The organism is Salinicoccus sp. Bachu38 (assembly GCF_038561955.2).
GTDB classification, from domain to species: Bacteria; Bacillota; Bacilli; order Staphylococcales; family Salinicoccaceae; genus Salinicoccus; species Salinicoccus bachuensis.
Genome location: NZ_CP138333.2, coordinates 1,408,329 through 1,432,198, shown reverse-complemented (window position 1 = coordinate 1,432,198; position 23,870 = coordinate 1,408,329). Strand labels below are relative to the sequence as shown.

The window sequence follows — 23,870 nt, the reverse complement described above, 5'->3', positions numbered from 1 at the left end:
GATACAATATAAAGCCGTATAAACACTATGTTCATACGGCCCTATACTATTCTTCTGTCGTCTCTTCCTCTGTAGATTCTTCTTCGGCAGACTGCTCTTCGGAAGTTCCTTCTTCATCGGATTCCTCTTCAGGTTCCTCGATTTCCAGATGTTCTGCCTGATTTTCCGCGTAGTCCTCTATTTCTTCCTCGGTGTACTCTCCATTGATATAGTCCACCAGATAGTTGAGCTGGGCATCATTGTCGTTGATGTAGTCCCTCAGTTCACTCATCAGGGTGGTTGATGTTTCGCCTGTTACATCTCCAGTCATTTCCAGGTCGTTATCGGCCTGGAACTCACCAACTGCTGTTGTGAGCGAAGCATCAAAATTTTCGTCGAAATCTTCAACTTCGTATCCAAGAGTATCCAGGGCAACTTTGATGGAGGGAACGGTCTCATTGGAAATTCCCTCTGTGTATACTTCTTCAGGACTCAGCATGTCGACCCTGTAGTAATCAGGATTGACGAGACTTATGTCCGGAGTGATTCCTTCCCCATGTATCCAGTGGCCATTTGGTGTCAGCCACTTTGTGTTTGTATATTTCAGCAATGAATCATCGCCAAATTCGACTGTCTGCTGGACGACACCTTTGCCGAAGGATTCCGTTCCTGCGATAGTAGCATCAGTGAGATCATCCATCGCTCCTGCAAACACTTCGGAAGCACTGGCAGACCCTTCGTTGATCAGAATGTACACATTAAAGTCCTCGGTGTTCGGATTCGCCTCTTGGCTTGTGGCTATTTCCGTACGCTCGCCATTGTTATCTTCAAGATACAGGACGGTCCGGCCGTTTTCAATGAACTGGTTGATCATGTTGACTGCCTCATCCAGCAGGCCGCCAGGATTGTATCTGAAGTCGATGATGACATCCTCCACTTCATCTTCGGCAGCTTCATTCAGTTTGCTCTCAAACTCTTCGGTCGTACCTCTCTGGAACCGGTTGACACTGATATGACCGACACCATCCACTTCTTCATACGTAACGCTGTCGATATGAATCGTATCCCTCGTAATCGTGATGTCGATTGGGTCCCCTTCGCCCCGTACAATGGTCAGAACAACGTCCGTCCCTTTCTCACCACGTATGAGCTGGACGGCTTCCTGGGTTGTCCAGCCTTCAATGGACTCGCCATCGACCGCAATGATTTCGTCGCCGGGTTCGAGTCCGGCCTCTTCCGCCGGGGAGCCACGCATTGGTGAAGTCACGATGATGCGGTTGCCCTCCTGCATCACCTCTGCCCCGATACCTTCAAAATCTCCGGTCACCGTTTCCTGGAAGGCTTCCATCTCTTCGTTGTTCATATATTCACTGTATGGATCATCCAGTCCTTCAACCATGCCCTGGATGGAAGATTCGATCAATGCGTCCCGGTCCACTTCTTCGTAGTAATTGGAATTGATAGTATCGTACACATTGTACAGTTTGGAAAATTCACTTCTTGTATCCGTGCCGACATTGACGGCCTTCTCAGTTCCAGCTTCCAGACTGAGCGCAGTAATGATCGCCGTAGCAATGACCGATGTCAATAAAATGATGATGAACCAGAAAAGCTTGATGTTGATCCGGCGTCCACCTGGATTTTTCGTCTCATGACGCTCATGTTCTTCGTTCAAAACTTACACCTAATTTCTACTTGAATAATTAAGTTTTAGTTTACCAGTTTAAGTATGAAAGTTAAAGAAAAAGAACAGTGCATTGCACTGTTCCCGATTTTCACTATTTGTTTTCTTCAATGAAAGGCAGACTCGCATCCAGTGCAACTTCGATCATGTCGTTGAATGTCGTCTGGCGTTCTTCACTTGATGTCGCTTCCCCTGTCAGTACATGGTCGGATACTGTGAGGATGGATAATGCTCTGGCATCGAACTTCTTGCTGATTGTGAAAAGCGCGCTCGATTCCATTTCCAGCGCCAGCACACCATATTGGGCCAACTGCTCGATATTTCCATTTTCATCATAGAAGGAATCCGCTGTAAAGATGTTGCCCACTTTGACGTTGAGCCCCTTCTTCTTCGCTTCGTTGTAGCTTGAAAGCAGAAGTTCAAAGTCTGATGTCGGCGCATATTCGATGTTTTTGAACAGCTTTCTATTCTGGTAGGAGTCGCTTGAAGCACTCTGTGCAAGGATGACATCCCTTACTTTGACATCTTTCTGTATTGCTCCGCAGGTGCCGACCCTGATCAGATTTTTGACCCCATACTCATCCATGAGTTCGTGGATGTATATGGAGATGGAGGGTACCCCCATTCCCGTCCCCTGTACGGAAATGCGTTTTCCTTTGTAGTACCCGGTGAATCCGAGCATATTGCGGACTTCATTGTAGCAGACGACATCGTCCAGGAAGTTTTCTGCAATATATTTCGCTCTCAGCGGGTCTCCCGGCAGCAGGATCGTGTCCGCAATATCACCTTTTTTTGCATTGATGTGAATACTCATGATCAAAATTCTCCTTTAATAGTGTTAGGCCCTACAACAGCTAATGCTGCAGCCAGTTGCGGTAGTCTTCAAAAGCTGTATCATAATGCGAAAGTGGCATGTCCTCGTAAGGGTTCCTCTCAAGGTAGTCTGATATTTCAAGGTAGTCATCGGAATACTTCGGGAACATCGCGTCTTTCGCAATATGCTCGGCCAGACGGCCGATGGGTGAAGCTTCCCCTCTTCGTGTTTTGATATATTGGTAGAAGGAATAGTTCTTCATTATTTGATGGACGCACTCGCTACAACAGTGTCCGCCCTGTCTACATCTGTAACTTCCTTGAGCTCGAATGAGTCGAGAATGTCACTATTTGTAATGATGACAGGGGATATAGTGCTGTTCGCTTCCGATTTTACTAGGTCCATATCGAATGTTACAAGCTTGTCCCCCTTCTCGACCTTATCGCCTTCCGATACGTGTCCTTCAAAACCTTTCCCTTCCATGGCTACAGTTTCCAGACCGATGTGGATGAGCACTTCCAGTCCGTTTTTGGTCTTGATGCCGACTGCGTGATTCGTAGGAAAGACCTGCATGACGGTGCCTGATACCGGAGCCACGACCTCTCCATCGGTCGGCTCGACACCAAACCCTTCACCCATCATCTTTTCGGCGAAAACGGGGTCGGGAATATCTTCCAATTTAACATACTTCCCGTTTATTGGACTTGTGATTTCGATATCTTTGTCTACATCATTCTTTTTTCCAAATAGATTTTTAAACATTTGAATTCTCTCCTGTCCAGGTAAGTTTTTGAAAGTCTACTCGAAGTATTTCAAGTATTCACCGTATCCTTTTTCTTCAAGCTCATCTTTCGGAATGAACTCCATTGCAGCTGAATTGATGCAATAGCGCAAACCGCCAAGTTCCTGTGGGCCATCGTCGAATACATGACCGAGATGGCTGTCGGAAGCTTCACTTCTGACCTCCGTCCGGCGCATTCCGAAGGAATCATCGAAATGTTCTGTCACATCTTCTGAGATGCTCTTTGCAAAACTTGGCCATCCACAGTCGGAAGCGAACTTGTCACGTGAAGTGAACAGTGGTGTACCTTTGAGCTTGTCCACATACAGGCCATCCTCGTAGTGGTTCCAGTATTCATTCTGGAATGGCGGTTCTGTGCCGTTCTCCTTCATCACCTTGTATTCTTCTGCAGTCAGTTCTCTTTCATTTCTTTCAATTGCCATCTATTCCACTCCCCAATGCTCTTCTAAAAATGATTTTCTGCCGGAGCCCTTGAAGTATGCATTATAGTGTGCACTGTTCGTCCTATAGAAATCCTGGTGCTCTTCTTCTGCCCGATAGAAGTTCTTATAGGGAAGAACCGGTGTCTTGATGGGCCCGTTGAAAATGTTCTGTGAATCAAGCGATTCTATTGTTGATTCGGCAACACGTTTCTGTTCGTCATCATGATAGAATATTGCAGGCATGTACTGTGGGCCCCTGTCACCAAACTGGCCACCTGTATCTGTCGGATCGAATGTTTTGAAGAATATATCCAACAGCTGTTCATAGGACATCACATTTTCATCAAAATCGATCTGAACTGCTTCGACATGCCCTGTCGTTCCACTGGTCACCTCTTGGTATGTCGGGTTCTCCACATGCCCGTTAGAGTATCCTGAAACTACAGAGTTTACACCCTCAAACTGGTCGAAGGGTTTTACGAGACACCAAAAACATCCACCTGCTAATGTTGCTATTGCCAAATTGCTCACCTCTTAATTATCTTGTTATAGAAAAATACCACTCATCATTCTCATAATCAATTGAATCGACTTTCACATCCCATTCAAGCTGCTCTGTGAATACGCCGGAATCGATCACCAGTGCCCGTTCCTGCTCCCTGAATCTGATGCCTTCAGGCAGGTCGCTCTGGTCTCTGATCAGATCATACATCATGTCCTGTGAAAGCGGCAGATCTGAAATATTGATATCCACCAGTTCAAAGACCACTTCTTCTCCCGTCGACACGGGTTCCAGTTCGATGGAAGTCTCGATGGATAATCCAAGTACCTGCCTGACGACATCCAATGCTATCTGCTGTTCGTCTATGGTGATGGTCAGACTGTCATCGTCAATCGCATCATTGATGATGGACTCCATGGCACTGTTATTCATCTTTATCTCTATACCCGATTCTTCAGGAACATAATTATCATTTTCTTCCGAAGGGGCATCATAATTGCCGTTCAAAACTGTAAAGAGCCATATGATGACTGCCATGTTCAACACCAGCAGCCCGATGAAAAGCCATTTCCAAATATTCAAAGAGCTCCCCCCTGCGGCTTCGCTTTGCGTCTGAGATGGAGGAACTCGTGGGGATATCTGTTCTTCCCATCGATGACCCCCTCTTCCCTGGATACGAGCTCCCATTCCGCCATATCATAATCCGGAAAGAAGGTATCTCCGGCAAAGGTTTCATGTATTATGGTGATGTGCATTTCGTCGACAAGGTGCATCGTCTGCTGATAGACACCACTGCCGCCGAAGATGAACACTTTTCCGTCCAGTCCTCCGATCTCAAACACATCGTGGATGACATCGATACCTTCTGCAGAGAATTCCGGATTGCGGGTCAATACGACATTGCGTCGATTGGGCAGCGGCCGTCCGAGTGATTCGAAGGTTTTCCGTCCCATCACGATTGTATTGCCCTGTGTCAGCCTTTTCACATGCTTGAGGTCATTTGGCAGATGCCACGGCATCTTATTCTTGAATCCGATGACATTCTGTTCTGCATGACATACGATTAACGATACCATTTCCTTCCTCCTATACAGCGATTGGTGCCTTGATATAAGGATGTGATTCATAGTCCACGACTTCAAGGTCCTCATAGTCCAGTTCGAACATGGACCGGTCACCATGAATCCTTATCCCCGGGGCTCCGAAACTTTCCCGCTGAAGCTGTGTTTCCACTGCGTCGACATGGTTGCTGTAGATGTGGGCATCCCCAAGTGTATGGATGAACTCGTGGGGACGAAGTCCACATTCCCTCGCAACCAGATGCAGAAGCAGGGCGTAGCTTGCGATATTGAACGGCACACCGAGGAATACATCTCCACTTCTCTGGTAAAGCTGGAGGCTCAGCATGCCGTCATTGACATAGAACTGGAAAAAGGCGTGGCAAGGAGGGAGGGCCATCGTCTCGATCTCCGCCGGATTCCAGGCGGTCACGATATGGCGTCGCGAATCCGGGTTGGACCGGATGCTCTCCACCACATCCTTCAGCTGGTCGGTAAAGCTGCTGTCGGGTCCTTCCCAGGCGCGCCATTGGCGTCCGTATACATTGCCAAGGTTTCCATACTTTTCAGCGAATGCATCATCCTCGAGGACACGTGTTTTGAAGCTTTCCATCTCCTCCTGATAGACCACCTTGAACCCGGCATCCTTCTGTGCACGGTTTCCGAAGTCGGTCATGTCCGGGCCATTATATTCATCGGATTCGACCCAGTTCTTGAAAGCCCACTCGTTCCAGATGTTGTTGTTGTACTGAAGCAGGAAACGTATGTTCGTACCCCCGCGTATGAACCAGATCAGTTCGGTTGCAAGCATTTTGAAAAGCACTTTTTTTGTGGTGAGCAATGGAAATCCGTCATCCATGTTAAACCGCATCTGATGGCCGAAAATGGAATATGTGCCGGTGCCGGTCCGGTCATCCTTGTATTTGCCCTCATCCATGATCTTCTTCAGGAGATCATGGTATGCCTCATCGAAAGGATTCATCGTATCCTCCCCTTTTCTTTTTATGGTTGTTTATATATAATAATACATGAATTCGAATAAATAAATTTCTTTTGGAGTGTGGCTTATGGAAATTATCATGACAATCGGTCTTACGCTGCTCGCTTTATATATGATCTCGATGAGCATCTACGACTAGAAAGAATAATGTCAATAAAAACAGGAAAGGCTCAGCCTTTCCTGTTTTTTTCATGAACAGTGGTCGTCAAAAGCTTCTTTGATGTCCATCATGATATCATTGACGTCCCTGCCCTCGATATGTTCACGCGGCATGAAATGCACAAGTTCTTTGCCTTTGAACAAAGCCATGGATGGACTTGAAGGTGCCTGGCCGACATATTCACGCATACGTTCAGTAGCTTCCTTGTCCTGGCCGGCAAACACGGTCGCTTTCCTGTCAGGGCGCACAGGATTCTGTTCAGCTACAGTTACAGCAGCAGGCCTTGCAAGTCCTGCTGCACATCCGCAGACGCTGTTGATGACGACGAAGGCTGTTTCGCCTGATTCCAGACTGTCCATGAACTGGTCCACTTCCTCCGGTGTCGTCAGGTCATCGAACGCCCTCCCGGTCAGTTCTTCACGCATTGGCTGGGCAACTTCCTTCATGTATGCTTCATATGGATTCATACTACCGCTCCCTTTCTTGGATTTGTTTCCAGACACTGCCAAGTGCATCTTCCCCCTGCTCGATCCTTGCGATGGCCATTTCAATCTGCAGGCGGACATCATACTGGGGCTCATCGATATGCGCCTTGAGGTATAGCAGACTCTCTTCGTCCCCCACTTCGTAGATGAACATTGCAGCACGCCATCTGACGATGGGGCTCCTGTCATCGAGAAGGGGATAGATGTCCTCGAGTCCTTCCTTATACCCGAGATCGCTGTAGGCATCCCCCGCCGTCCTCCTGACGGGTACCGAACGATCACCGAGTGCGCGCTTCAGATATGGCAGCGTCGTCTTTTCCTCAATCATGGCAAGCAGGCTGACTGCTTCCCTTCTCACCTGCATCTTGTCATCCTCGAGTGCCAGGGAAAGCACTTCATAATCCGCTTCCGTCGGCGTCTCCATATGATTCAGGAGCCACAGGCGGTCCTTCCAGTTCTCTTTTGAACGGAAGTCTTCGACGGAAACCTTGAAATACCGTTTCGGCTCCGGTGTCGTCTTTGTCCTCGCTTCCCGGACAAGCTCTGCAAGCCTTTTTTCATCATAGAGTGCATCCAGTTCCTCCGACAATTCCCCGAATATCTCTTCAGGTTCACCATAGCGTGTACCATAGTCCTCCCATTTCCTGAGAAGGATGATGTTGTCTTCCGGCAATGTCGCCTCCTCCACCGCTTTCAGAAAATGCTCAGGCAATTGCTTCCGGTGCTCCTCCCCATCATTCAGCTTGATTTGGTAGGGTATATTCTTGAATGTCAGGACCTGTGTAGTGACCGCCCCGAAATCACTCTCTAATTTTGGTTTTTTTTTACGTCCTGCTCTCCGGATGTGAACGTCTGTTCAATCTCCGGTATCAGGGTTTCCCAGTCGGCTTTCGGGGACTTGTCCACAGAGATGAAATCAAGGGCGTGGAAGACGCTCGTTACATCATCGAGTTCAAGGATCCTGTTGATGAAATCAGGAGCTTCATCCGTCACCTGACGGTATGTGGATGACTTCATCTCCGCTTTCTCTTCGCTTACTGTGATCTTCATTGTGTTCGGACTTGGTGTCGGTTCAATTTTTACGATTTCCATTGTAATCCTCCTATTGCAGCTTATTCCCATGTGACCGTATGGCTATGCCTACAGAGCACTCGTGAATGCAAAAATTATGTGCAGCCGTCCGGGTGCCTTCGGAACGGTTCAGTTCCTTGAGAAGACAGCCCTGGCAATACTTTTCTTCAAGGGCGTTGATCTTATCCAATACTTCGATATTCACTTTTCAACCTCCTTTTTCAATTATACCGAAATGTACTGTATAAAAAAAGGCTGATCTCCTGGATCAGCCTCTTCTGTTCCTATACAAATACAAAGTTTCTTTCGCCCGTTCATCGGCCCGCCGGTTTTTACCCCTCGGTGTCCAGCTGACGATGAACAGGTCGAATTTTTCAAGATGTGGTGCAATCCGGTCGAAATATTTTCTGTAGACCGGGTTTTTGACATGGTTCCGATCGAAACTGTCCGCGATGATCTTTGCATCGGTATGGACGATCAATGAAGTGAGGGAATGCTCCAGTGCCTTCTCCACCGCAAATTCCAGAGTTGCCCATTCCGCTTCGTGGTTATCCATCTCCCCAAGGAAGAGGGTGAACTCCAGGTCGACCCCTTCATCCTTGAAGACCACCGCCCCGGCAGCCATCTTCGGATTCATGGATGCGGCTGCGTCAATGTATGCTCTTGCCATTGCATCACCCCCTACAGATCCAGAGTCTGTACATACTTGCTGCTGATCTTAAGATCGTGCGCATCAAGGATGGTCTGGATCTGGGGTTTTGAAATGTTCAGGGCACTGCGTGCTTCAATGAGGGTGAGGTCGATCGGCACATCGGTTATGATCCTGGCGAGCCTGTGGGAAATCTTCAGGGATTCGAGATCCGTTTCGATCTTTGAACGTACCGCAGGTGTCAGCTGATCGAGGTTCATCAGGAGATTCTCCACACTTCCGAATTCACGGATGAGCCTGAAGGCCGTCTTCTCCCCTATGCCCTTGACACCCTTGTAGCCGTCACTGGCATCGCCCATCAGTGCCTTGACGTCGATGAACTGGTCCGGTGTGATGCCGTGTTCCGCTTCAAACCGGGCTTTCGTGTACTGATCATATACCGTGTACCCCTTTTTCGTCAGCCACAGGGCATTGTCTTCATCCAGCAGCTGGAGCAGGTCACGGTCTCCGCTGACGATGACGATGTCCCTGTACGCTTTGGAGAGTGTACCGATGATGTCATCCGCTTCATAGCCCTTGAGGCCTATCTGGAACATGTCCAGGTCATCGAGCACTTTCTTGACATAATCGAATTGGGGGATGAGTTCATCGGGCGGTGCCACCCTGTCCTTCTTATAGTCCGCAAACCATTCATTCCTCACGGTCTGCGATCCCATGTCCCATGTAATGATGAGCTGCTCCGGCCTGAGGGTCTCAATCAGTTTCAGCACATGGCGGATGACCCCCTGTACGCCGTTCGTCGGCCTGTCGTAGGCATTGTACATGAACTGCTGACGGAAGCTTGTCGCATAGAAATGACGGAACAGCAGTGCCATGCCGTCCACTACCAGTATATTGTTATTCATTTTGAGAAACGATCCTTTCATTCAGGGGGGAATCCCCTGTTTCGATGCTGTTGGTCCCATCCGTGATCCACTCCGAGAAACTGCCGCCATAGAGCTTAACAGGCAGCCCCATTTCATGGAGCACGAGGAACGCGGGTGTCGCGCTCATCCCCGAGCCGCAGTAGACGATGATTTCCCTGAAACTGCCGAGGAAGTCCCGCATATCTCCGAGTGCATCAAAATCGATCCTTCCCGAATGGAAAAGGTCTCCGTAGGGAATATTCACAGCCCCCGGTATGTGCCCCATCTTATGGTCGATGGGTTCTTCCTCACCGAGGTATCGCACACGTGCCCTGACGTCTATCAGCAGAATGTCTTCGTCATCCACCGCTTCCCGTACTTCATCCATCACGGCAAGGAGATCTCTTTCGGCATCTTCATATGTCCCTTTCCGCTCCAAGTCTTCAGAAGGAAGGGAGCCAGCATTATTCCTGAACTCTGCTGACAACAAATCCAGATGTTCCAGCGCGTCATTCCACAGCATAGCATTGAAGCCATACAGCCTGAAGAGGTAGTAGAGCCGTGTGTGGAAAAACTGCTTTTCATCATCGATGAGGAGCAGCGTATCTCCCGCATCCTGCTTCAATGCCTGATGGAGGGCTGCCACCACGCTCCTGCGCGGTATCGGATGCCTGCCTGCGTTAAGGCCGTCTGCATCGAACATCCATGGACGCTGCGGCACATGCACAGCCCCCGTTATGGGATTGCCGTCCACTTTCCGCTGCGACGCTTCAACATCATCCATCACATTCCTGCAATCGACCAGTACAAGGTTTTCAGGAATATCATCCGCTGTTGTCATGCCATCTATAATCGTCATGCTTCAACCACCTCCAGATTCTCAATCGCCTGGTTCAGTTTCCTGTCTTCTTCATATTCCGCATCGCTGATTTCAGGCAACGGTTCCTTCAGGGCTTCCTGGATGCTTTCCAGTTCCCCCTGCATCTTCTGATCCGTATTTTCCAGATATCCATCAACCATATGGGTCATTTCGGACGCCATCGCCTCCTCATCCATGGACTGGACGAGGGCTTTCGCCATATCGAGCAGCAGGGTGCGGAAATCCCTTGGCTGATTTTTTGCCTGGTGAAGCGGCTTCTGGAAATCGAGCAGACGGTCCGGATCGATTTTTGCTTCCGGCTGCGGCCGGTCCACCTGGACCGTTTCGATATGATGGGCAGTCTGGGCCTCCTTCAGCGCTTCATTCAATTTTCTGATGTTCTGCGCCAGTTCCCTATCGGCCTTGTGATAGATGGCATTGAAGCTTGTCGCGAGCTCAAGTGACAGGTGCTGGTTGATGCTGTTGGTAAGGAAGGTCCGATTCTCTGCAATGAACTTCCTGTTCCTCATATCCGACGAAGAGACGAGTGCCTTCAGGTAGTCATACAGCTTCAGGGTCAGCTGCTTCTCCACATGTGAGAGGATGATGTCCAGTTCCTGATGCAGCGTCGGTGCCACACTCTGTGCCGTGAACTGGTCGAGTGCTGCAGTCAGATCCTCCCTGACCGACTCGATGTGCGCCTGCTCTTCATACTGGTTATGGTACCGCTTCATATTGCCGGCTATGGAATGCTTCAGCTGCTCCCCTGTTTCCTTGAGGGACTGGTACTGGATTTTCGAAGCATTGCGGTGCGCGAGCGAGATGATCTCCTCCTTGGCATGATCGAACCGCTCGTCCCCGTTTTCAAGCGCCTGCTTGGCGGAGAGCGGGAAAATCCGGTTCTTTATTTCCAGCTGGCCGAGGGATGACCGGATATAGTCGAGCACTTTCTCGAGGTCCGATTCCGATTTCATCAGATCGACGGCATTGACGATGAAGATGACGGGGAAGTCTTCGCCCTTGATGGACTTGATGTACTGTAGGAAGCGCTCATCGGAACGGCTGAATACGTGGTTGTAGTAGGAGACGTAGATGATCATGTCACTGGCTGATAAGATATTATGCGTCTCCTTCGTATGCCGCTCATTGATCGAATTGATCCCGGGGGAATCGATGATCGAAAATTTATCCGTCAGGTCATTCCTGATGGACAGGAACGCCTTATGGATGAAGATGGCTTCCTCGTCCGCACTAATCATGTCGATCAGTTCCGACGTCGGCATGTCGACGTCGGTGCCGAGGTGGTCACGGTGCCTGTCATAGTGGGTTTCGATTCCGGTCAGAAACGGAATATATGCCTCTTTGACCGTCTTTTTATGCTTTCTGATCCACGGCAGGAAGTCATTGACCGATCCCCCCTGCCTGTTCGTTATGATTTCCAGGGACTGGACGAGGTCCGCTTCGGTCTTATACAGTGCATGGCTTCTTTCGCCGTCCGCAATTTCAGTGATGGTTGCGGTCGTAGGATTCGGGCTCGTCGTCAGACGGGCCTCCCCCATCAGTGCATTGATGAAGGTCGTCTTGCCGGCACTGAATCCCCCGAAGACGCTGATGTTGACCTGGCCGTTTTCAATGCGTTCGAGCTTGTCTTTGATGATTGTTCTGAATGCGCCATATCTCGGATGGCCATCCAGCATCCGGGCCAGCCTGCCGAAGTACGGTGTATCCATCTCATCCGCTTCAGCCGGTCCATCACTGTCGCTGTAATGTTTCCTGTCAGGCTCTGCATCGCCGAAGTCATGGGTGATCGGTTCGGTCAGTTTGAGCCTGTCCATCTCATCATCCAGATGGATGTAGAAGTGCCTGTAGTTGTCCGTCTCAAGCGACGCCTTCAGATCCAGTACCTCCCCGAGGGACTTGTACAGCCCGATCTCTTCAGCGAGGTGTGCGTCGGTATCCTTCTGCTCCAGGTGCCCCGCTTCAAGACTTTCCAGGTGATCCAGCGCTTTTGCCGTTATATCGGATTCGATCTCCCGCTTCAGCTTGTCCAGATAGTTCATGACGTAGTTTGAAGAGAGGGAGGTGATCTCCTCCTCAATCAGGACACCCGGATTCCATTCATACTTGAACGGTGTGCCTTCGAGGCCGAGTGAATCGAACATGCCATTGACCGGTGCATTGATCTCGGTCTGGAGCACTGGGGCGATCTCCTGTCCAATCTTCTCTTTGTGCTCCTCATAGAGCATCCGGGCCTTCTTCCTTTTGCCGAACAGGCCGCCCGGCTGTATTTCACCGGCGAGCACTTTCAGGAAGTCGGTTATGACGGACTTCACCTGATGCGGGTACATATAGCTGTTCGCGACGATGTCCTTGAGCGCTTTTTGCACATGTGCGCGAAGGGCCTCCGGGTCCTCATGCAGGCGTGCAATTTCACTATTCTCCACTTCCCGCTCGAGATAGGCCAGATGCGCCTCGACTTCATCCCGTGACGGGTGCCCTGATATATCGAGCTGTCCACGGAGGTCCGCTTCGGCATCCCGGAGGTATTGGAGCTGCCTGTCCTCGATGTTTTTGATTATCCGTCCATGGTACGCGGACTCATATGCCTCCCGCGCCCCCTCTATTTCTGCGATGTGCTTCGTCACCTGATTGATCTCATTATAGGGGGAATCATAGATGGAGGTCGTAAATATGTGTTCCGGTATGATGTTCCACTGGTCGAGCGTCCGCCTGATGCGGGAGAGGAACGTCTCCATGGTCAGCTCCCGGTCATCATGCTTGTCGATCTGGTTGATGATGAGCGAAAATGGAATATCGAGCTCGGCGATCTCCTTCAGCAGCTTCATGTTATGTTCACTCTCGACATGGTTGTATTCGACGGTGAAGAAGATGTAGTCGCTGTTGAGGAGGAAGCGGTTGGCGCTCTCCCCATGGCTGCTCGTGTTGGAATCCACACCCGGGGTGTCCTGGAAGACGGTCCGTTCCCGAAATAGTGCGTGCGGCACATTCATGGAGATGGATGTAATGTCGAGATCCCGGGTATTCAGTTTCCTGAGCGCCTCGTAGTTTTCAAGGGGGATGTACCTGTACTGGTCCACGAAAGCCTTGATCTCCTCGCTGTCGCCGATTTCCACCGAGACGGTGTTGCTGGTGGTCGGCACCGGGGAGGACGGCAGGATGTCCTGATTCAGCATATGGTTGATCAGGCTCGACTTGCCAGCCGAATAGTGGCCGATGAAGGAGAAGACGAGCTGGTCCTTGTAGGTCTTCATGATGGCGTGGTCGATCTGGGAAACAAGGACGTCATTTTCAGATTTGAGTATTTCCTTTTTCAGTTTGTATAGGATTTCAAGTGTCTCTGTCGCAGCCAATGGATCATTCCCCCCGTTTTCCCCAGTATTGGAAGTATGTCGTTTCGATATAGCCGTTGAACAGCTTGCGGCGTTTCGTCGCCTTCTTCCCGACGATATGTTCGAACATCTTGTTCGATGTCATGAGATAGACGCTCAGTGTCGGATCCTTCGCCATCATTTCACCGATCTTGCGGTACATCTCCTCCACCGCCTTGGCTTCCCCGATACGTTCCCCGTATGGCGGATTGGTGACGATCTGGACATTCCTTTCCTCCAGTTCAAGGTCATGGATGTCCCTTGTTTCGAACTGGATGTTATCAAGCAGCCCCACCTCCAGTGCGTTGTCCCTGGCAATGCGGATCATTTCCGGATCGATGTCGGATGCCAGGATGCGTACATCCCTGTCGTAGTGGGCCGCCTCTTCGAGTGCCATCCGCGTGTGCTTCCATTCCTCTTCCGGGATGATGTCCCATTTCTCTGCATCGAATGTCCGGTTTGAACCTGGTGCGATGTTCAGTGCCATCATGGCTGCTTCGATCGCGATGGTCCCGGAACCGGCGAATGGGTCGAGCAGGGTATTCGAGCCGTCATAGTTGGCAAGCTTGAGCATGGTTGCAGCGAGCGTCTCCTTGATCGGCGCCTCGCCCTGTCCCGTCCGGTAGCCGCGCTTGTGGAGGGCGTCCCCGCTCGTGTCAATGGTGAGTACGGCACGGTCTTTGAGTATGGAGATGTCGACCTTGTAGCGCGGGCCGGTCTCCGGCAGCTTGGTCCTGATGCTGAATGCATCCTTCAGATGTTCGACGATGGCCTTCTTGACGATCCTCTGGACGTCGGGGACGCTGTAGAGCGTCGACTTGTGGGAGCGTCCGGTGACGGGGAAAGCTGCGGCAGGTCCGAGTATATCCGACCATGGCAGCGCCTTCGTCTTCTCGAACAGCTCGTCAAAGGTCTCCACGCTGAAGTCGCCGATGATGATGCGTATGCGGTCGGCGGTCCGCATCATCAGGTTCGTCCGTATGATGGCCGCCTCATCCCCCTCGAAGTACACGCGGCCATTCTCCAGTTTCGTTTCGTAGCCGAGCGCCTCGATTTCATCCGCAACGACCCTCTCTATTCCCATTGGTGTGTTTGCCAGCAATTTGAACTCCATCCAAAAACCCTCTCTTTTATATGTATTATTGTTTGATTATATAATAAAAGCTCTCCATTACAAATGGAGAGCGCATCTAGTCCGGTATCTCTGTAAGCCATGTTCTGTACCGCTGTGCTGAGGCGTGCACTAGTTACACTTGCACATTGGTGATAATCATCTGTCTATACTACAGTGTAGTATCTTTCCTCAGGTTGAATTCCCATTGGAAAGTGCTCCTACCTAATTTGGATTGCTCACTCGAGGGGTTTACCGCGTTCCACCTCCTGCATTTCTGCAGGAGCTACGTCACTGTGGCACTTTTATAGCTAATTGGGCCATATGCTTCGCACTTAGGCCCGTTCACAGCCGTCAGCCGTCCTGGGACGGGCTGCCCTGACTTATGGTTTCGTCAGGCACGAACACTACGATCATCTCAGAATCGTGTGAGCATGGACTTTCCTCTATGCATATGCATGCATAGCGATTATCCGAGATACCGCTTTAAACTAATTGACCTTGGACTGACCAAACACCTTCTTCTCCAGATTGCTCAACCGTTTCAGGATGTCTATCTGATTTGTCTGTGCCTGGTTGTCCACGGACCTCGATTTCGTCGCCACGCGAATCCGGAGTTCTTCAACTTCCTTCTTCAGCCGCGCGTTCTCTTCCTCGAGTCTTTTGAGATTGTTGTTCATGTCAGCCATTTTTTGATAGTCGCTGATGACATCATCAAGGAAACTATCTACTTCAATGGGCTTGAAACCTCTAAGGGACTTCTCGAACTCTTTTTCGAATATATCTTTTGCCGAAAGCTTCAGCGTATATTCGTTCATTATATCACCTCTCATAAGCGGAATCTATGAAAGCATTGATTTCGTCAAATTGTATTCTTTCAATATTATACGGATTATTCTCCTGGAATTCAAGCATTTGCTCGTATATAAAACGGGTTTTCGACTCCACCTCCTCATCGAACACGACGAGCGCCTGGTCGGAATGCTCGATCAGGAACCGGTTGATCATCCTGAACATCTTCGGCGACTCATATTCCCGATCGAAGATGAAGTTGTGGAAGTCGCTGGCTTCGAGGATGCGGTTCAGCTTCAGCTGGTCCTCCTCCTTGTACCTGTCGTCAAACTTGTGGAAGGGCTTCAGCACACAATATTTGAAGCCGTACTCCTCCTGAAGTTCCATGATGGCTTCAGCCGCGTAGAATTCGATGCCTGTATACCCTTGTATGATGAACCATTCCGTACCCGTCTCGGCATAGGTCCGCACCTTCTCCCGCATGAACTGCTTCAGTACTTCGGCTTCGGGCTGCGTATCCTTGAAGATGCCGAGCTCGTATGGGCGGTATCCCGCAATCAGCGTCTTCATCCGAACAGCCCCTCCCTGTGTGCATGTGAAAGCCACATGTTGATGAACTTGTACTTCTCCCGGTACAGCTTCAGGCTGAACCGTCCTGCATGGCAGGCCATCAGGAGTTCCATGAACTCCTCGACGACCTTCTCCCGCGTCGGCGGATTGAACCTGAAGTCGGTGCCGATCTCGCCGATGGCATCGACGAGTTCCTTGTTCTCCTCGAGGAACGGTTCGACTTCGCTCGCAAAATCAAATTCATATCCCGACCTTGCCTTATCATATCTGCGGTCGACTTCATCGAGCAGCGCCCGCAGGCTTTCAAAAGATGCCTTTCTTGACAAAACTGCCACACTCCCTATAATTATCAATGGTTTAAGTCCACTGATCTGTTGTATAATGTTATATTATCATCATACAGAATAATGGAAGGCGATGTACATGAAATATCCCAAGGGCATCAAACCGCAGCCAAAAGGTTCTGCTCGCAGGACCCGCACGCTGGATGGTAAAGTGAAATATGGCTCCAGGGGAATGACGCTGGAGAAGGACCTGGACCAGACGAACGCCTACTATCTGGAGACGGGGCGCGCCGTCATACACAAGAAACCGACGCCGGTCCAGATCGTCAATGTGGACTACCCCTCAAGAAGAAAGGCGAAAATTGATGAAGCCTATTTCAAAGTTCCCTCGACAAGCGACTACAACGGCATATACAGGGGCAGATATATAGATTTTGAAGCGAAGGAAACGCGCAACGACAAGCGCTTCCCCTTCATAAACATACATGAACACCAGGTGGACCATATGAAGCGCTGCCATGACCAGGGGGGCATCGTGTTCATCATCATCAAGTTTTCATTATATGATGAAACCTACCTGATGCCGATCGGACATTTCCTCCCCTTCTGGGAAGCATTCCTCAACGGGGGCAGGAAATCCATCAGATACACGGACATAAAAGATGCGAGCCTGCTGCTGAAGCAGGGGATGAACCCGCGGATAGGCTACCTTGACGCAGTCGACGAATTTTATTTCGAGAATGGAGAATAGAATATGGAACAGAACTATAAAAGAACCAAAAGGAAGAATGCGGGAAACGGCACTCCCAAAAAAGGGGGGCAGCGTTCCAGAGCCTCCCTCATCAAGCGCGTATTACTGTGGATGGTTCTCATCGGTCTGATTTTCCTTGTCGTCGGTTCATTCCTGTTTGCGTACTATGCATCCAAGTCCCCGGCCTTCAGTGAGGAGAAGCTGAAGGACCCGATTCCGGCAAAGATCTACGACAAGGATGATGAACTTGTCACCACGCTATACGGAGGACAGAAAAGGGAACTGACAGATATTGACGAAACGCCCGAACACGTCACGGATGCCATCCTTGCTGTGGAGGACAACCGCTTCTACGAGCATGGTGCCATCGACTTTGTGAGGCTCGGCGCAGCAGTGCTCAACAACGTCACCGATGGATTCGGCAGCCAGGGAGCCAGTACGATCACCCAGCAGGTCGTCAAGCGGGTCTTCCTCACGGAGGAAAAGACGCTCGAGCGGAAAGCACAGGAAGCCTACCTCGCCTATCGTCTTGAGCAGGAGTATTCCAAGGATGAGATCCTTGAGATGTACATGAACAAAATCTACTACTCAGATGGCATATACGGTATCCGGACGGCCAGCCTCTATTATTTCGACAAGGAGCTCGAAGCGTTGAACCTGGCAGAAACCGCATATCTGGCCGGCCTCCCGCAGCTGCCGAACAGGTACAATTTGTATGTCGATCCGGAACTCGGCACCAGGCGTGCCCATACCGTATTGAACCTGATGCTGCATCATGAACGCATCACGGAAGCAGAATACAATGAAGCAATCAACACGGATATTACTGCCAACCTGGTTGCGCGTTCCGAGGACGAACGGGCATCGAACGAACCGGAGGATCCGGAATACGCCTCCTACATCAACGTCGTGAAACAGGAGCTCCAGACGAACGACAAGTTCAGGAACATGGAGCTTGGGGAGGCCCTGGCAAGCGGCCTATCCATCTATACCAATATGGACAGCGGTGTCCAGAGTCAGCTCCAGACGATGGTCAACGACAGGGACTACTACTACAATCCGAAGTTCAAAAGCGAGCATTTCAACCTCGCCTCGACCATCCTCGATACGGAGACCGGCAATCTCGTTGCCATCTCCGGCGGCCGCGACTACCGCGAAGTGGTCATGCACAACCAGGCCCTGGTCGAAAGGAACGTCGGATCGACCATGAAGCCTTTCCTCGCCTATGGACCCGCCATCGAACATCTCGAGTGGCGGACGGACCAGACAATTGAAGACGAGGCCGAATATCAGCCTGAAGGATTCGATAATGAAATCTACAACTATGACATGCAGGACCATGGGGAAGTGACCATGCGCGACGCCCTGAGACAGAGCCTCAACATTCCCGCAGTCAAGACATTCGAGACCGTGATGGAGGAAGAGGGCGAGAACACGCCGGAGGAATTTGCAGAGAGCGTGGGCCTGGACTACAGCACTGAAGAGGAGGAGGACCTTCCACTGACCTTCAATGATGTGCTCGGCGGCGGCGACCATTCCCGGTTCACTCCGTTGCAGATGGCCGAGGCCTATGCCACACTCGGCAATGGCGGCACGTATAATGAAGCCCAGGCGATCCGCCACGTAGTGACGGATGAAGGCGAAACGGTCGAATTCGAGCACGAATCGGAAAAGGCGATGGAGGACTACACCGCCTATATGCTGACGGATATGCTGAAGGGCACATTCGAACCGTACGGCAGCGCCGACTATATTCCGATGAATGGACTGAACATCGCAGCAAAGACCGGTACGACGTCCTATGGCGATGAGCTCAAGGAGGAATACAATCTTCCCGATAATGCAGCCAAGGATGCCTGGATCGTGGGCTATACCCCTGAATACACGATGAGCCTGTGGACTGGGTTCACGGCAAACGAGGAAGGCGGGGATACTTCATTCGTCGGGGCGGATGAACACATCACGCCGCAATGGTTCTTCAGGGACATCATGCAGTCGATCAGCACCTACAACGGCCAGGACTTCGAACGTCCTGACAGTGTGGTTGAGGTCAACGGTGATGAACTTTCTGTAAGAGGCAGTGAAAGCCTGCAGACATATGAAAATGAACAGCGTCAGCAGCGCAATACCCAACGCCAGCAGCCGGAGGAAGACATCGATGAGCCGAACCAGGTGATTACCGAAGAGCCTGAAGAGACGACCGAGACAGAACCCGCCACCGAAGAGCAGCCTGAAGAAGAGACGACCGAGGAACCAACTGAGGAAGAGGCCCCAACCATTGAGGAAACCGAAGAACCAACTGAAGCGCCGACGGAGGAAGAGACAGAACCTGCCACCGAAGAGGCGCCGACCACAGAAGAAACCGAAGAAGCCGAGACTGATGAGCCGGCTTCTGAAGAGACGACCGAGGAACCGGCCGAGGAACCGGTTGAGGAAGAGACAGATGAAGCTGCATAATAAAAAATCCCATGAGAATATTCTCATGGGATTTTTCTATCTGCTCTTTCTTATCCGGTAGGAGGCCGACTTCTTGATGAATTCGTCGTGGAGAGCCTTCAGCTGGATGATGCTGTGGTACTGGTATGGCCGGGAGAGGATATAGTCCATGCGCTCCCTGAAGTTGAAGGGAAGCACCTCGGCATGTGCCTCCCCTGGCATATCGCCAAGCACTTCGTCGATATGGGAGACTATGGCGGACCGGTAGGCATCATACAGTGCCGGGTCCGGGTTCCTGGCCTCTTCAAGAAGCTTCTGGTACATCTCTTCAATCGTCATTGGACATCCTTCCGCTTCATGCGCTTCTGCCCTTCCCTGCAGTCTTCAAGCAGCAGGCAGGTTTCACATTTGGGGTTTCTGGCTGTGCAGTGGTAGCGGCCGAAGAAGATCAGCTGATGGTGGGTCTTGCTCCACCTTTCTTCAGGCACCTTCTGCATCAGCGTCCTCTCCACTTCCAGCACGGAATCCTTGTACCGGGCGATCCCAAGCCTCTTCGATACACGTTCGACATGGGTGTCCACGGCGATTCTCGGAACATCGAAAGCCACGGAAAGAACCACATTGGCGGTCTTCCGCCCCACTCCCGCAAGGCTCACCAGATCCTCATAGTTGCTGGGAATTTCGCCGTCGAAACGGTCAATGACATCCCTGCACAATTTCTGTATATTTTTGGCCTTGTTCCTGAACAGGCCGATGGAACGGATATCATTCTCAAGTTCCGGCAGATCCACGGCCAGATAATCCTCCGGCGTCCTGTATTTCATGAAGAGGTCCCGGGTCACTCTGTTTACAAGGTTGTCGGTACATTGTGCGGACAGCAGCACTGCAATGGTCAGTTCGAATGGATTCTGGTGCACCAGTTCGCATTCCGCATCGGGGAACATCGTATCTATCTTGTCGATCATATCGACGGTCTTCTTTTTACTGATCAAAAACATCTTCTCCTTCCAGCCATGAACGTACAGGCATCCGGTCCGCTTTTTCAGCCGGTTCTTCCCTGCCCGTCTGGTTAAGGATGCGTTCGACATACTGGAGCGAAGTGATCTGGTTCTGGTACGCCAGATCGACGGCATCCCTGATGACTTGCGGACTGTACTTGGAATCTTCCAGCCAGCTGTTGATCCTTTCGAATTCATTCGGACTGATGACCCGTCCGTACAATCCTTCGACATATTCGAACAGGGATCTGATTTCCGACGGCTCCGCCTTTTCAGGTTCCGTCGACTCCAGAAGACGGGAGAGCTTCCTGTAGAGGGGTTCCAGATTGAAACGCTCGATATATTTGCCATCTTCCCTGATGGTCTCCACCTCGAGCAGCTCCTTCTGTATCAGTTCCTGTATCAGTCCCGCTATCTTGGCTTCAGACATCGTCGTCCCTTTGGCCAGGTGTGAAAATTCCGGGAGCTGTGAGGACCTGTGGTGGATGTCCATCAGCTTGACGAGGACGACGAAGCCGGATTCATCAAGCTCCAATGTGGAATAGCAGTCCAGCAGCACTTTGTTCACTGGTATATTCATATATCTTATATATTCTTCAAACATGCTGTGTCTCCTTATAAAAATATCGCCTGCCGGCGATATTTTTGTCTATGGATATAATCTGTTGAGCAGGCGGGGGAATGGTGCCGTCTCCCTGACATGCTGCACGCCGCTCAGCCATGCGACAGTACGTTCCAGCCCCAGACCGAATCCGGAATGCGGTACGCTGCCGTATCTCCTGAGGTCGAGATACCATTCATAGGCCTCAAGATCGAGACCACTGTCGACAATCTTCTGTTTGAGGATGTCGTAGTCATGGATCCTTTCACTGCCGCCGATAATCTCGCCGTACCCTTCAGGGGCGATCAGATCTGCGCACAGGACGGTGCGTGGATCCTCCGGATTCTCCTCCATGTAGAAGGACTTGATCTCCTTTGGATAGTTCGTGATGAAGACGGGCTTGTCGAAATGGTTCGCGATTTCGGTTTCATGGGGTGCACCGAAGTCCTCGCCCCACTCTATATCATCGAAGCCTTTCTCCTGCAGCAGTTCCACGGCTTCCGTATATGTGATGCGCGGGAAAGGTGCCCGGATTTTCTCGAGGACGCTTGTATCGCGATCCAATATGCCGAGGTCGAGCCTGCAATTTTCGAGCACCTGCTGTACGAGGTATTCGACATACTGCTCCTGCACTTTGAGGCTGTCCTCATGGTTGTAGAATGCCATCTCCGGCTCTATCATCCAGAATTCGATCAGATGCCTCCTCGTTTTGGATTTCTCCGCACGGAATGTCGGACCGAATGAGAAGACCTTGCCGTGTGCCATGGCAGCCGCTTCTGCATACAGCTGGCCGCTCTGTGAAAGGTATGCATCCTCATCAAAGTATTTTGTATGGAAAAGCTCTGTCGTCCCTTCCGGGGAGCTACTCGTCAGGATCGGCGGATCGATCTTCTTATAGCCGTTTTCAAAGAAGAAGTCATGCGTACTTCTGATGATCTGGTTCCTGATGTTCATGACTGCGTGCTGCTTCTTGGAACGCAGCCACAGGTGCCTGTTGTCCATGAGGAATTCAGGACCGTGGGCTTTCGGTGTGATCGGATATCCTTCCGAAGCATGGATGATGTCTATGCCGTCGACTTCCATCTCATAACCGAAATCGGAACGGTCATCCGCTTTGATCGTTCCCGAGACATACATGGACGTCTCCTGTGTCAGTCCTTTCGCCTTGTCGAACAGGTCTGCATCATTTTCCTTTACGACGATGCCCTGCATGAAGCCGGTGCCGTCCCTGAGCTGCAGGAACTGGATTTTTCCGCTGCCGCGTTTCTGCAGGAGCCAGCAGCCGATCGTCACTTGCTGGCCTTCATATTTGGGCGCCTGGTTGATTGAAATCTTCATGTCAAACTCCTTTGGTATGTTGTTCTACAAATTTCTTGATACGGTCCAATGCTTCCGTCATATCTTCGATGCTGAGGGAATAGCTGAGCCTGATGTTGTCCGGAGAACCGAAACCGGAGCCGGGCACTGCTGCCACATGGACTTCCTCCAGGACAGCTGAAACAAATTCATCGACACTTCCAAAGCTGCACTTTCTGGCGCACTCGGCAAAATTTGGGAACAGGTAGAAGGCGCCTTCCGGCTTGATGCAGTCGATGTATGGAATTTCCATCAGCTTCTCGTATGCCCTGTCCCTTCTTTCATTGAAAGTCCGGTTGTACTCTTTGAGGTATGCGCTGTCCATGTTGTAGGCAGCCACCGCCGCCCATTGGGACGGTGTCGCCGGATTGGATGTCGAGTGGCTGGTCAGTGCGGTCATGCCCTTGATGACATCGCTGTCACCGCACACGTAGCCGATGCGCCAACCGGTCATTGAATGGGACTTGCTGACGCCATTTACGATGAGTGTGTTCCTTTTCATCTTGTCACTGAAGGTTGCGATGGAGATATGCGGATGGTCATAGACGAGTGTTTCATAGATCTCATCCGCGACCACTACGATATCCGTCTGTTCAAGGTAGTCTGCGAGGTTTTTCAGCTCCGCTTCCGTATAGACCATCCCGCTTGGGTTGCTCGGGGAATTCAGCAGGAGCATGCGCGTCCTGTCCGTCACATGGCGCTCGATGATTTCCGGAGTGATCTTGAATGAAGTCGATTCATCCGTCTCCATGATGACCGGTTTGCCTTCTGCGAGCTTCACCTGTTCCGTGTAGCTTACCCAGTAGGGGGTCGGGATGAGCACTTCATCTCCCGGATCGAGTGTCGCCTGGAAGAGGTTGTACAGCACATGCTTGGCACCGGTACCGACAAAGATTTCCGATACATCATAATCCAGGCTGTTGTCCCGTTTCATCTTTTCAACGATGGCTTCCTTCAGCTCCGTGATGCCTGAAGCCGATGTATATTTCGTCTGGCCGGCCTTGAGGGCTTCATAGGTCTTTTCTATGATTTCATCAGGTGTATTGAAATCCGGCTCTCCAGCACTGAGGCTGATGACGTCAACCCCTTGGGCCTTCAGTTCCCTGGATTTGGCTGTAATGGCCAATGTCTGGCTGGGAGTAATGTTTTTGATGCGTTGAGAGAGTTGCATATTCCTTCTCCTTTAGAGTTG

General features: G+C 50.8%; 28 protein-coding genes and 1 other RNA gene. 2 read left to right on the top strand and 27 right to left on the bottom strand.

Annotation, left to right across the window (positions count from 1 at the left end):
* Positions 1–46: 46 nt before the first annotated feature.
* The 22 genes from RQP18_RS07230 to RQP18_RS07125 form a co-directional block, all read right to left on the bottom strand.
* Positions 47–1,654: a S41 family peptidase gene (locus tag RQP18_RS07230; RefSeq protein WP_342387069.1), complete on the bottom strand. Its 1,608-nt coding sequence runs from the start codon at positions 1,652–1,654 to the stop codon at positions 47–49.
* A 103-nt stretch (positions 1,655–1,757) separates the two neighbouring features.
* Positions 1,758–2,477 (bottom strand): purine-nucleoside phosphorylase, encoded by a 720-nt coding sequence (gene deoD, locus RQP18_RS07225; RefSeq protein WP_342387068.1) that lies wholly within the window; start codon positions 2,475–2,477, stop codon positions 1,758–1,760.
* Positions 2,478–2,517: 40 nt separating this feature from the next.
* Positions 2,518–2,739 (bottom strand): YozE family protein, encoded by a 222-nt coding sequence (locus RQP18_RS07220; RefSeq protein WP_342387067.1) that lies wholly within the window; start codon positions 2,737–2,739, stop codon positions 2,518–2,520.
* Positions 2,739–3,239, bottom strand: coding sequence for a PTS sugar transporter subunit IIA (locus RQP18_RS07215; protein ID WP_342387066.1), 501 nt, complete (start codon positions 3,237–3,239; stop codon positions 2,739–2,741). The genes RQP18_RS07220 and RQP18_RS07215 overlap by 1 nt, the downstream gene beginning before the upstream one ends.
* Positions 3,240–3,275: 36 nt before the next feature.
* Positions 3,276–3,701 carry a peptide-methionine (R)-S-oxide reductase MsrB gene (gene msrB / locus RQP18_RS07210; RefSeq protein ID WP_342387065.1) on the bottom strand — a complete coding sequence of 142 codons (426 nt, stop codon included), beginning with the start codon at positions 3,699–3,701 and terminating at the stop codon, positions 3,276–3,278.
* Entirely contained in the window at positions 3,702–4,223 is a 522-nt protein-coding gene (gene msrA / locus RQP18_RS07205; protein ID WP_342387064.1) for a peptide-methionine (S)-S-oxide reductase MsrA, read from the bottom strand. It lies immediately after the preceding gene.
* Between the two features lie 16 nt (positions 4,224–4,239).
* Positions 4,240–4,785, bottom strand: a complete 546-nt coding sequence (locus RQP18_RS07200; protein ID WP_342387063.1) for a DUF2140 family protein — start codon at positions 4,783–4,785, stop codon at positions 4,240–4,242.
* Complete coding sequence (locus RQP18_RS07195; protein WP_342387062.1) at positions 4,782–5,279, bottom strand: dihydrofolate reductase; 498 nt, start codon at positions 5,277–5,279, stop codon at positions 4,782–4,784. Before RQP18_RS07195 ends, RQP18_RS07200 begins: the two co-directional genes overlap by 4 nt.
* 10 nt (positions 5,280–5,289) lie before the next feature.
* On the bottom strand, positions 5,290–6,243 hold the full coding sequence (locus RQP18_RS07190) for a thymidylate synthase (protein ID WP_342387061.1): 954 nt from the start codon (positions 6,241–6,243) through the stop codon (positions 5,290–5,292).
* Positions 6,244–6,450: 207 nt separating this feature from the next.
* Positions 6,451–6,888, bottom strand: coding sequence for a BrxA/BrxB family bacilliredoxin (locus RQP18_RS07185; protein ID WP_342387060.1), 438 nt, complete (start codon positions 6,886–6,888; stop codon positions 6,451–6,453).
* A 1-nt stretch (position 6,889) separates the two neighbouring features.
* Complete coding sequence (locus RQP18_RS07180) at positions 6,890–7,618, bottom strand: virulence factor (RefSeq protein WP_342387059.1); 729 nt, start codon at positions 7,616–7,618, stop codon at positions 6,890–6,892.
* Between the two features lie 95 nt (positions 7,619–7,713).
* Complete coding sequence (locus tag RQP18_RS07175; RefSeq protein ID WP_316640029.1) at positions 7,714–7,998, bottom strand: NifU N-terminal domain-containing protein; 285 nt, start codon at positions 7,996–7,998, stop codon at positions 7,714–7,716.
* A gap of 10 nt (positions 7,999–8,008) precedes the next feature.
* Positions 8,009–8,182 carry a zinc-finger domain-containing protein gene (locus RQP18_RS07170; protein WP_084217600.1) on the bottom strand — a complete coding sequence of 58 codons (174 nt, stop codon included), beginning with the start codon at positions 8,180–8,182 and terminating at the stop codon, positions 8,009–8,011.
* Positions 8,183–8,245: 63 nt separating this feature from the next.
* Positions 8,246–8,647 carry a ribonuclease HI family protein gene (locus RQP18_RS07165; protein WP_342387058.1) on the bottom strand — a complete coding sequence of 134 codons (402 nt, stop codon included), beginning with the start codon at positions 8,645–8,647 and terminating at the stop codon, positions 8,246–8,248.
* Positions 8,648–8,658: 11 nt separating this feature from the next.
* Positions 8,659–9,531 carry a 5'-3' exonuclease gene (locus RQP18_RS07160; RefSeq protein WP_342387057.1) on the bottom strand — a complete coding sequence of 291 codons (873 nt, stop codon included), beginning with the start codon at positions 9,529–9,531 and terminating at the stop codon, positions 8,659–8,661.
* Entirely contained in the window at positions 9,524–10,390 is an 867-nt protein-coding gene (locus RQP18_RS07155) for a sulfurtransferase (protein WP_342387056.1), read from the bottom strand. The genes RQP18_RS07160 and RQP18_RS07155 overlap by 8 nt, the downstream gene beginning before the upstream one ends.
* The gene (locus RQP18_RS07150) at positions 10,387–13,761 is read right to left on the bottom strand and encodes a dynamin family protein (protein ID WP_342387055.1); all 3,375 of its coding nucleotides are present in this window, start codon (positions 13,759–13,761) and stop codon (positions 10,387–10,389) included. The genes RQP18_RS07155 and RQP18_RS07150 overlap by 4 nt, the downstream gene beginning before the upstream one ends.
* Before the next feature lie 4 nt (positions 13,762–13,765).
* Positions 13,766–14,893, bottom strand: coding sequence for a THUMP domain-containing class I SAM-dependent RNA methyltransferase (locus RQP18_RS07145; protein WP_342387054.1), 1,128 nt, complete (start codon positions 14,891–14,893; stop codon positions 13,766–13,768).
* Positions 14,894–14,981: 88 nt separating this feature from the next.
* Positions 14,982–15,371: RNase P RNA component class B (gene rnpB / locus RQP18_RS07140), an RNA gene on the bottom strand.
* Positions 15,372–15,381: 10 nt separating this feature from the next.
* Positions 15,382–15,708 (bottom strand): cell division regulator GpsB, encoded by a 327-nt coding sequence (gpsB, locus tag RQP18_RS07135; protein ID WP_342387053.1) that lies wholly within the window; start codon positions 15,706–15,708, stop codon positions 15,382–15,384.
* A gap of 4 nt (positions 15,709–15,712) precedes the next feature.
* The gene (locus tag RQP18_RS07130) at positions 15,713–16,252 is read right to left on the bottom strand and encodes an SLOG family protein (RefSeq protein WP_342387052.1); all 540 of its coding nucleotides are present in this window, start codon (positions 16,250–16,252) and stop codon (positions 15,713–15,715) included.
* Positions 16,249–16,578, bottom strand: coding sequence for a DUF1798 family protein (locus RQP18_RS07125; RefSeq protein ID WP_342387051.1), 330 nt, complete (start codon positions 16,576–16,578; stop codon positions 16,249–16,251). Before RQP18_RS07125 ends, RQP18_RS07130 begins: the two co-directional genes overlap by 4 nt.
* A gap of 97 nt (positions 16,579–16,675) precedes the next feature.
* Between RQP18_RS07125 and recU the strand changes: the two genes are divergently transcribed.
* Entirely contained in the window at positions 16,676–17,287 is a 612-nt protein-coding gene (gene recU / locus RQP18_RS07120) for a Holliday junction resolvase RecU (RefSeq protein ID WP_342387050.1), read from the top strand.
* A 3-nt stretch (positions 17,288–17,290) separates the two neighbouring features.
* Positions 17,291–19,744, top strand: coding sequence for a transglycosylase domain-containing protein (locus RQP18_RS07115; protein ID WP_342387049.1), 2,454 nt, complete (start codon positions 17,291–17,293; stop codon positions 19,742–19,744).
* A gap of 36 nt (positions 19,745–19,780) precedes the next feature.
* Here RQP18_RS07115 and RQP18_RS07110 read toward each other — a convergent pair whose 3' ends face one another.
* From RQP18_RS07110 to RQP18_RS07090, 5 genes are read right to left on the bottom strand one after another with little or no spacing between them, the layout of a single operon-like run.
* Positions 19,781–20,062 (bottom strand): YpoC family protein, encoded by a 282-nt coding sequence (locus RQP18_RS07110; RefSeq protein WP_342387048.1) that lies wholly within the window; start codon positions 20,060–20,062, stop codon positions 19,781–19,783.
* The gene (gene nth / locus RQP18_RS07105; protein ID WP_342387047.1) at positions 20,059–20,715 is read right to left on the bottom strand and encodes an endonuclease III; all 657 of its coding nucleotides are present in this window, start codon (positions 20,713–20,715) and stop codon (positions 20,059–20,061) included. The genes RQP18_RS07110 and nth overlap by 4 nt, the downstream gene beginning before the upstream one ends.
* Entirely contained in the window at positions 20,705–21,325 is a 621-nt protein-coding gene (locus tag RQP18_RS07100; RefSeq protein WP_342387046.1) for a DnaD domain-containing protein, read from the bottom strand. Before RQP18_RS07100 ends, nth begins: the two co-directional genes overlap by 11 nt.
* Before the next feature lie 45 nt (positions 21,326–21,370).
* Positions 21,371–22,660, bottom strand: a complete 1,290-nt coding sequence (gene asnS, locus RQP18_RS07095; protein WP_342387045.1) for an asparagine--tRNA ligase — start codon at positions 22,658–22,660, stop codon at positions 21,371–21,373.
* 1 nt (position 22,661) lies between these two features.
* Positions 22,662–23,849: a pyridoxal phosphate-dependent aminotransferase gene (locus RQP18_RS07090; protein ID WP_342387044.1), complete on the bottom strand. Its 1,188-nt coding sequence runs from the start codon at positions 23,847–23,849 to the stop codon at positions 22,662–22,664.
* Positions 23,850–23,870 lie beyond the last annotated feature (21 nt).

Coding starts and splice junctions, on each gene's coding strand:
- RQP18_RS07110 (WP_342387048.1), bottom strand. CDS start 20,062: ATGACGATTGAAGAGATGTACCAGAAGCTTCTTGAAGAGGCCAGGAAC.
- RQP18_RS07190 (WP_342387061.1), bottom strand. CDS start 6,243: ATGAATCCTTTCGATGAGGCATACCATGATCTCCTGAAGAAGATCATG.
- RQP18_RS07185 (WP_342387060.1), bottom strand. CDS start 6,888: ATGAATCCATATGAAGCATACATGAAGGAAGTTGCCCAGCCAATGCGT.
- asnS (WP_342387045.1), bottom strand. CDS start 22,660: ATGAAGATTTCAATCAACCAGGCGCCCAAATATGAAGGCCAGCAAGTG.
- RQP18_RS07145 (WP_342387054.1), bottom strand. CDS start 14,893: ATGGAGTTCAAATTGCTGGCAAACACACCAATGGGAATAGAGAGGGTC.
- deoD (WP_342387068.1), bottom strand. CDS start 2,477: ATGAGTATTCACATCAATGCAAAAAAAGGTGATATTGCGGACACGATC.
- RQP18_RS07175 (WP_316640029.1), bottom strand. CDS start 7,998: ATGGAAATCGTAAAAATTGAACCGACACCAAGTCCGAACACAATGAAG.
- RQP18_RS07195 (WP_342387062.1), bottom strand. CDS start 5,279: ATGGTATCGTTAATCGTATGTCATGCAGAACAGAATGTCATCGGATTC.
- gpsB (WP_342387053.1), bottom strand. CDS start 15,708: ATGAACGAATATACGCTGAAGCTTTCGGCAAAAGATATATTCGAAAAA.
- RQP18_RS07215 (WP_342387066.1), bottom strand. CDS start 3,239: ATGTTTAAAAATCTATTTGGAAAAAAGAATGATGTAGACAAAGATATC.
- RQP18_RS07115 (WP_342387049.1), top strand. CDS start 17,291: ATGGAACAGAACTATAAAAGAACCAAAAGGAAGAATGCGGGAAACGGC.
- RQP18_RS07165 (WP_342387058.1), bottom strand. CDS start 8,647: ATGGCAAGAGCATACATTGACGCAGCCGCATCCATGAATCCGAAGATG.
- RQP18_RS07130 (WP_342387052.1), bottom strand. CDS start 16,252: ATGAAGACGCTGATTGCGGGATACCGCCCATACGAGCTCGGCATCTTC.
- RQP18_RS07100 (WP_342387046.1), bottom strand. CDS start 21,325: ATGTTTGAAGAATATATAAGATATATGAATATACCAGTGAACAAAGTG.
- msrB (WP_342387065.1), bottom strand. CDS start 3,701: ATGGCAATTGAAAGAAATGAAAGAGAACTGACTGCAGAAGAATACAAG.
- RQP18_RS07160 (WP_342387057.1), bottom strand. CDS start 9,531: ATGAATAACAATATACTGGTAGTGGACGGCATGGCACTGCTGTTCCGT.
- RQP18_RS07090 (WP_342387044.1), bottom strand. CDS start 23,849: ATGCAACTCTCTCAACGCATCAAAAACATTACTCCCAGCCAGACATTG.
- recU (WP_342387050.1), top strand. CDS start 16,676: ATGAAATATCCCAAGGGCATCAAACCGCAGCCAAAAGGTTCTGCTCGC.
- RQP18_RS07155 (WP_342387056.1), bottom strand. CDS start 10,390: ATGACGATTATAGATGGCATGACAACAGCGGATGATATTCCTGAAAAC.
- RQP18_RS07220 (WP_342387067.1), bottom strand. CDS start 2,739: ATGAAGAACTATTCCTTCTACCAATATATCAAAACACGAAGAGGGGAA.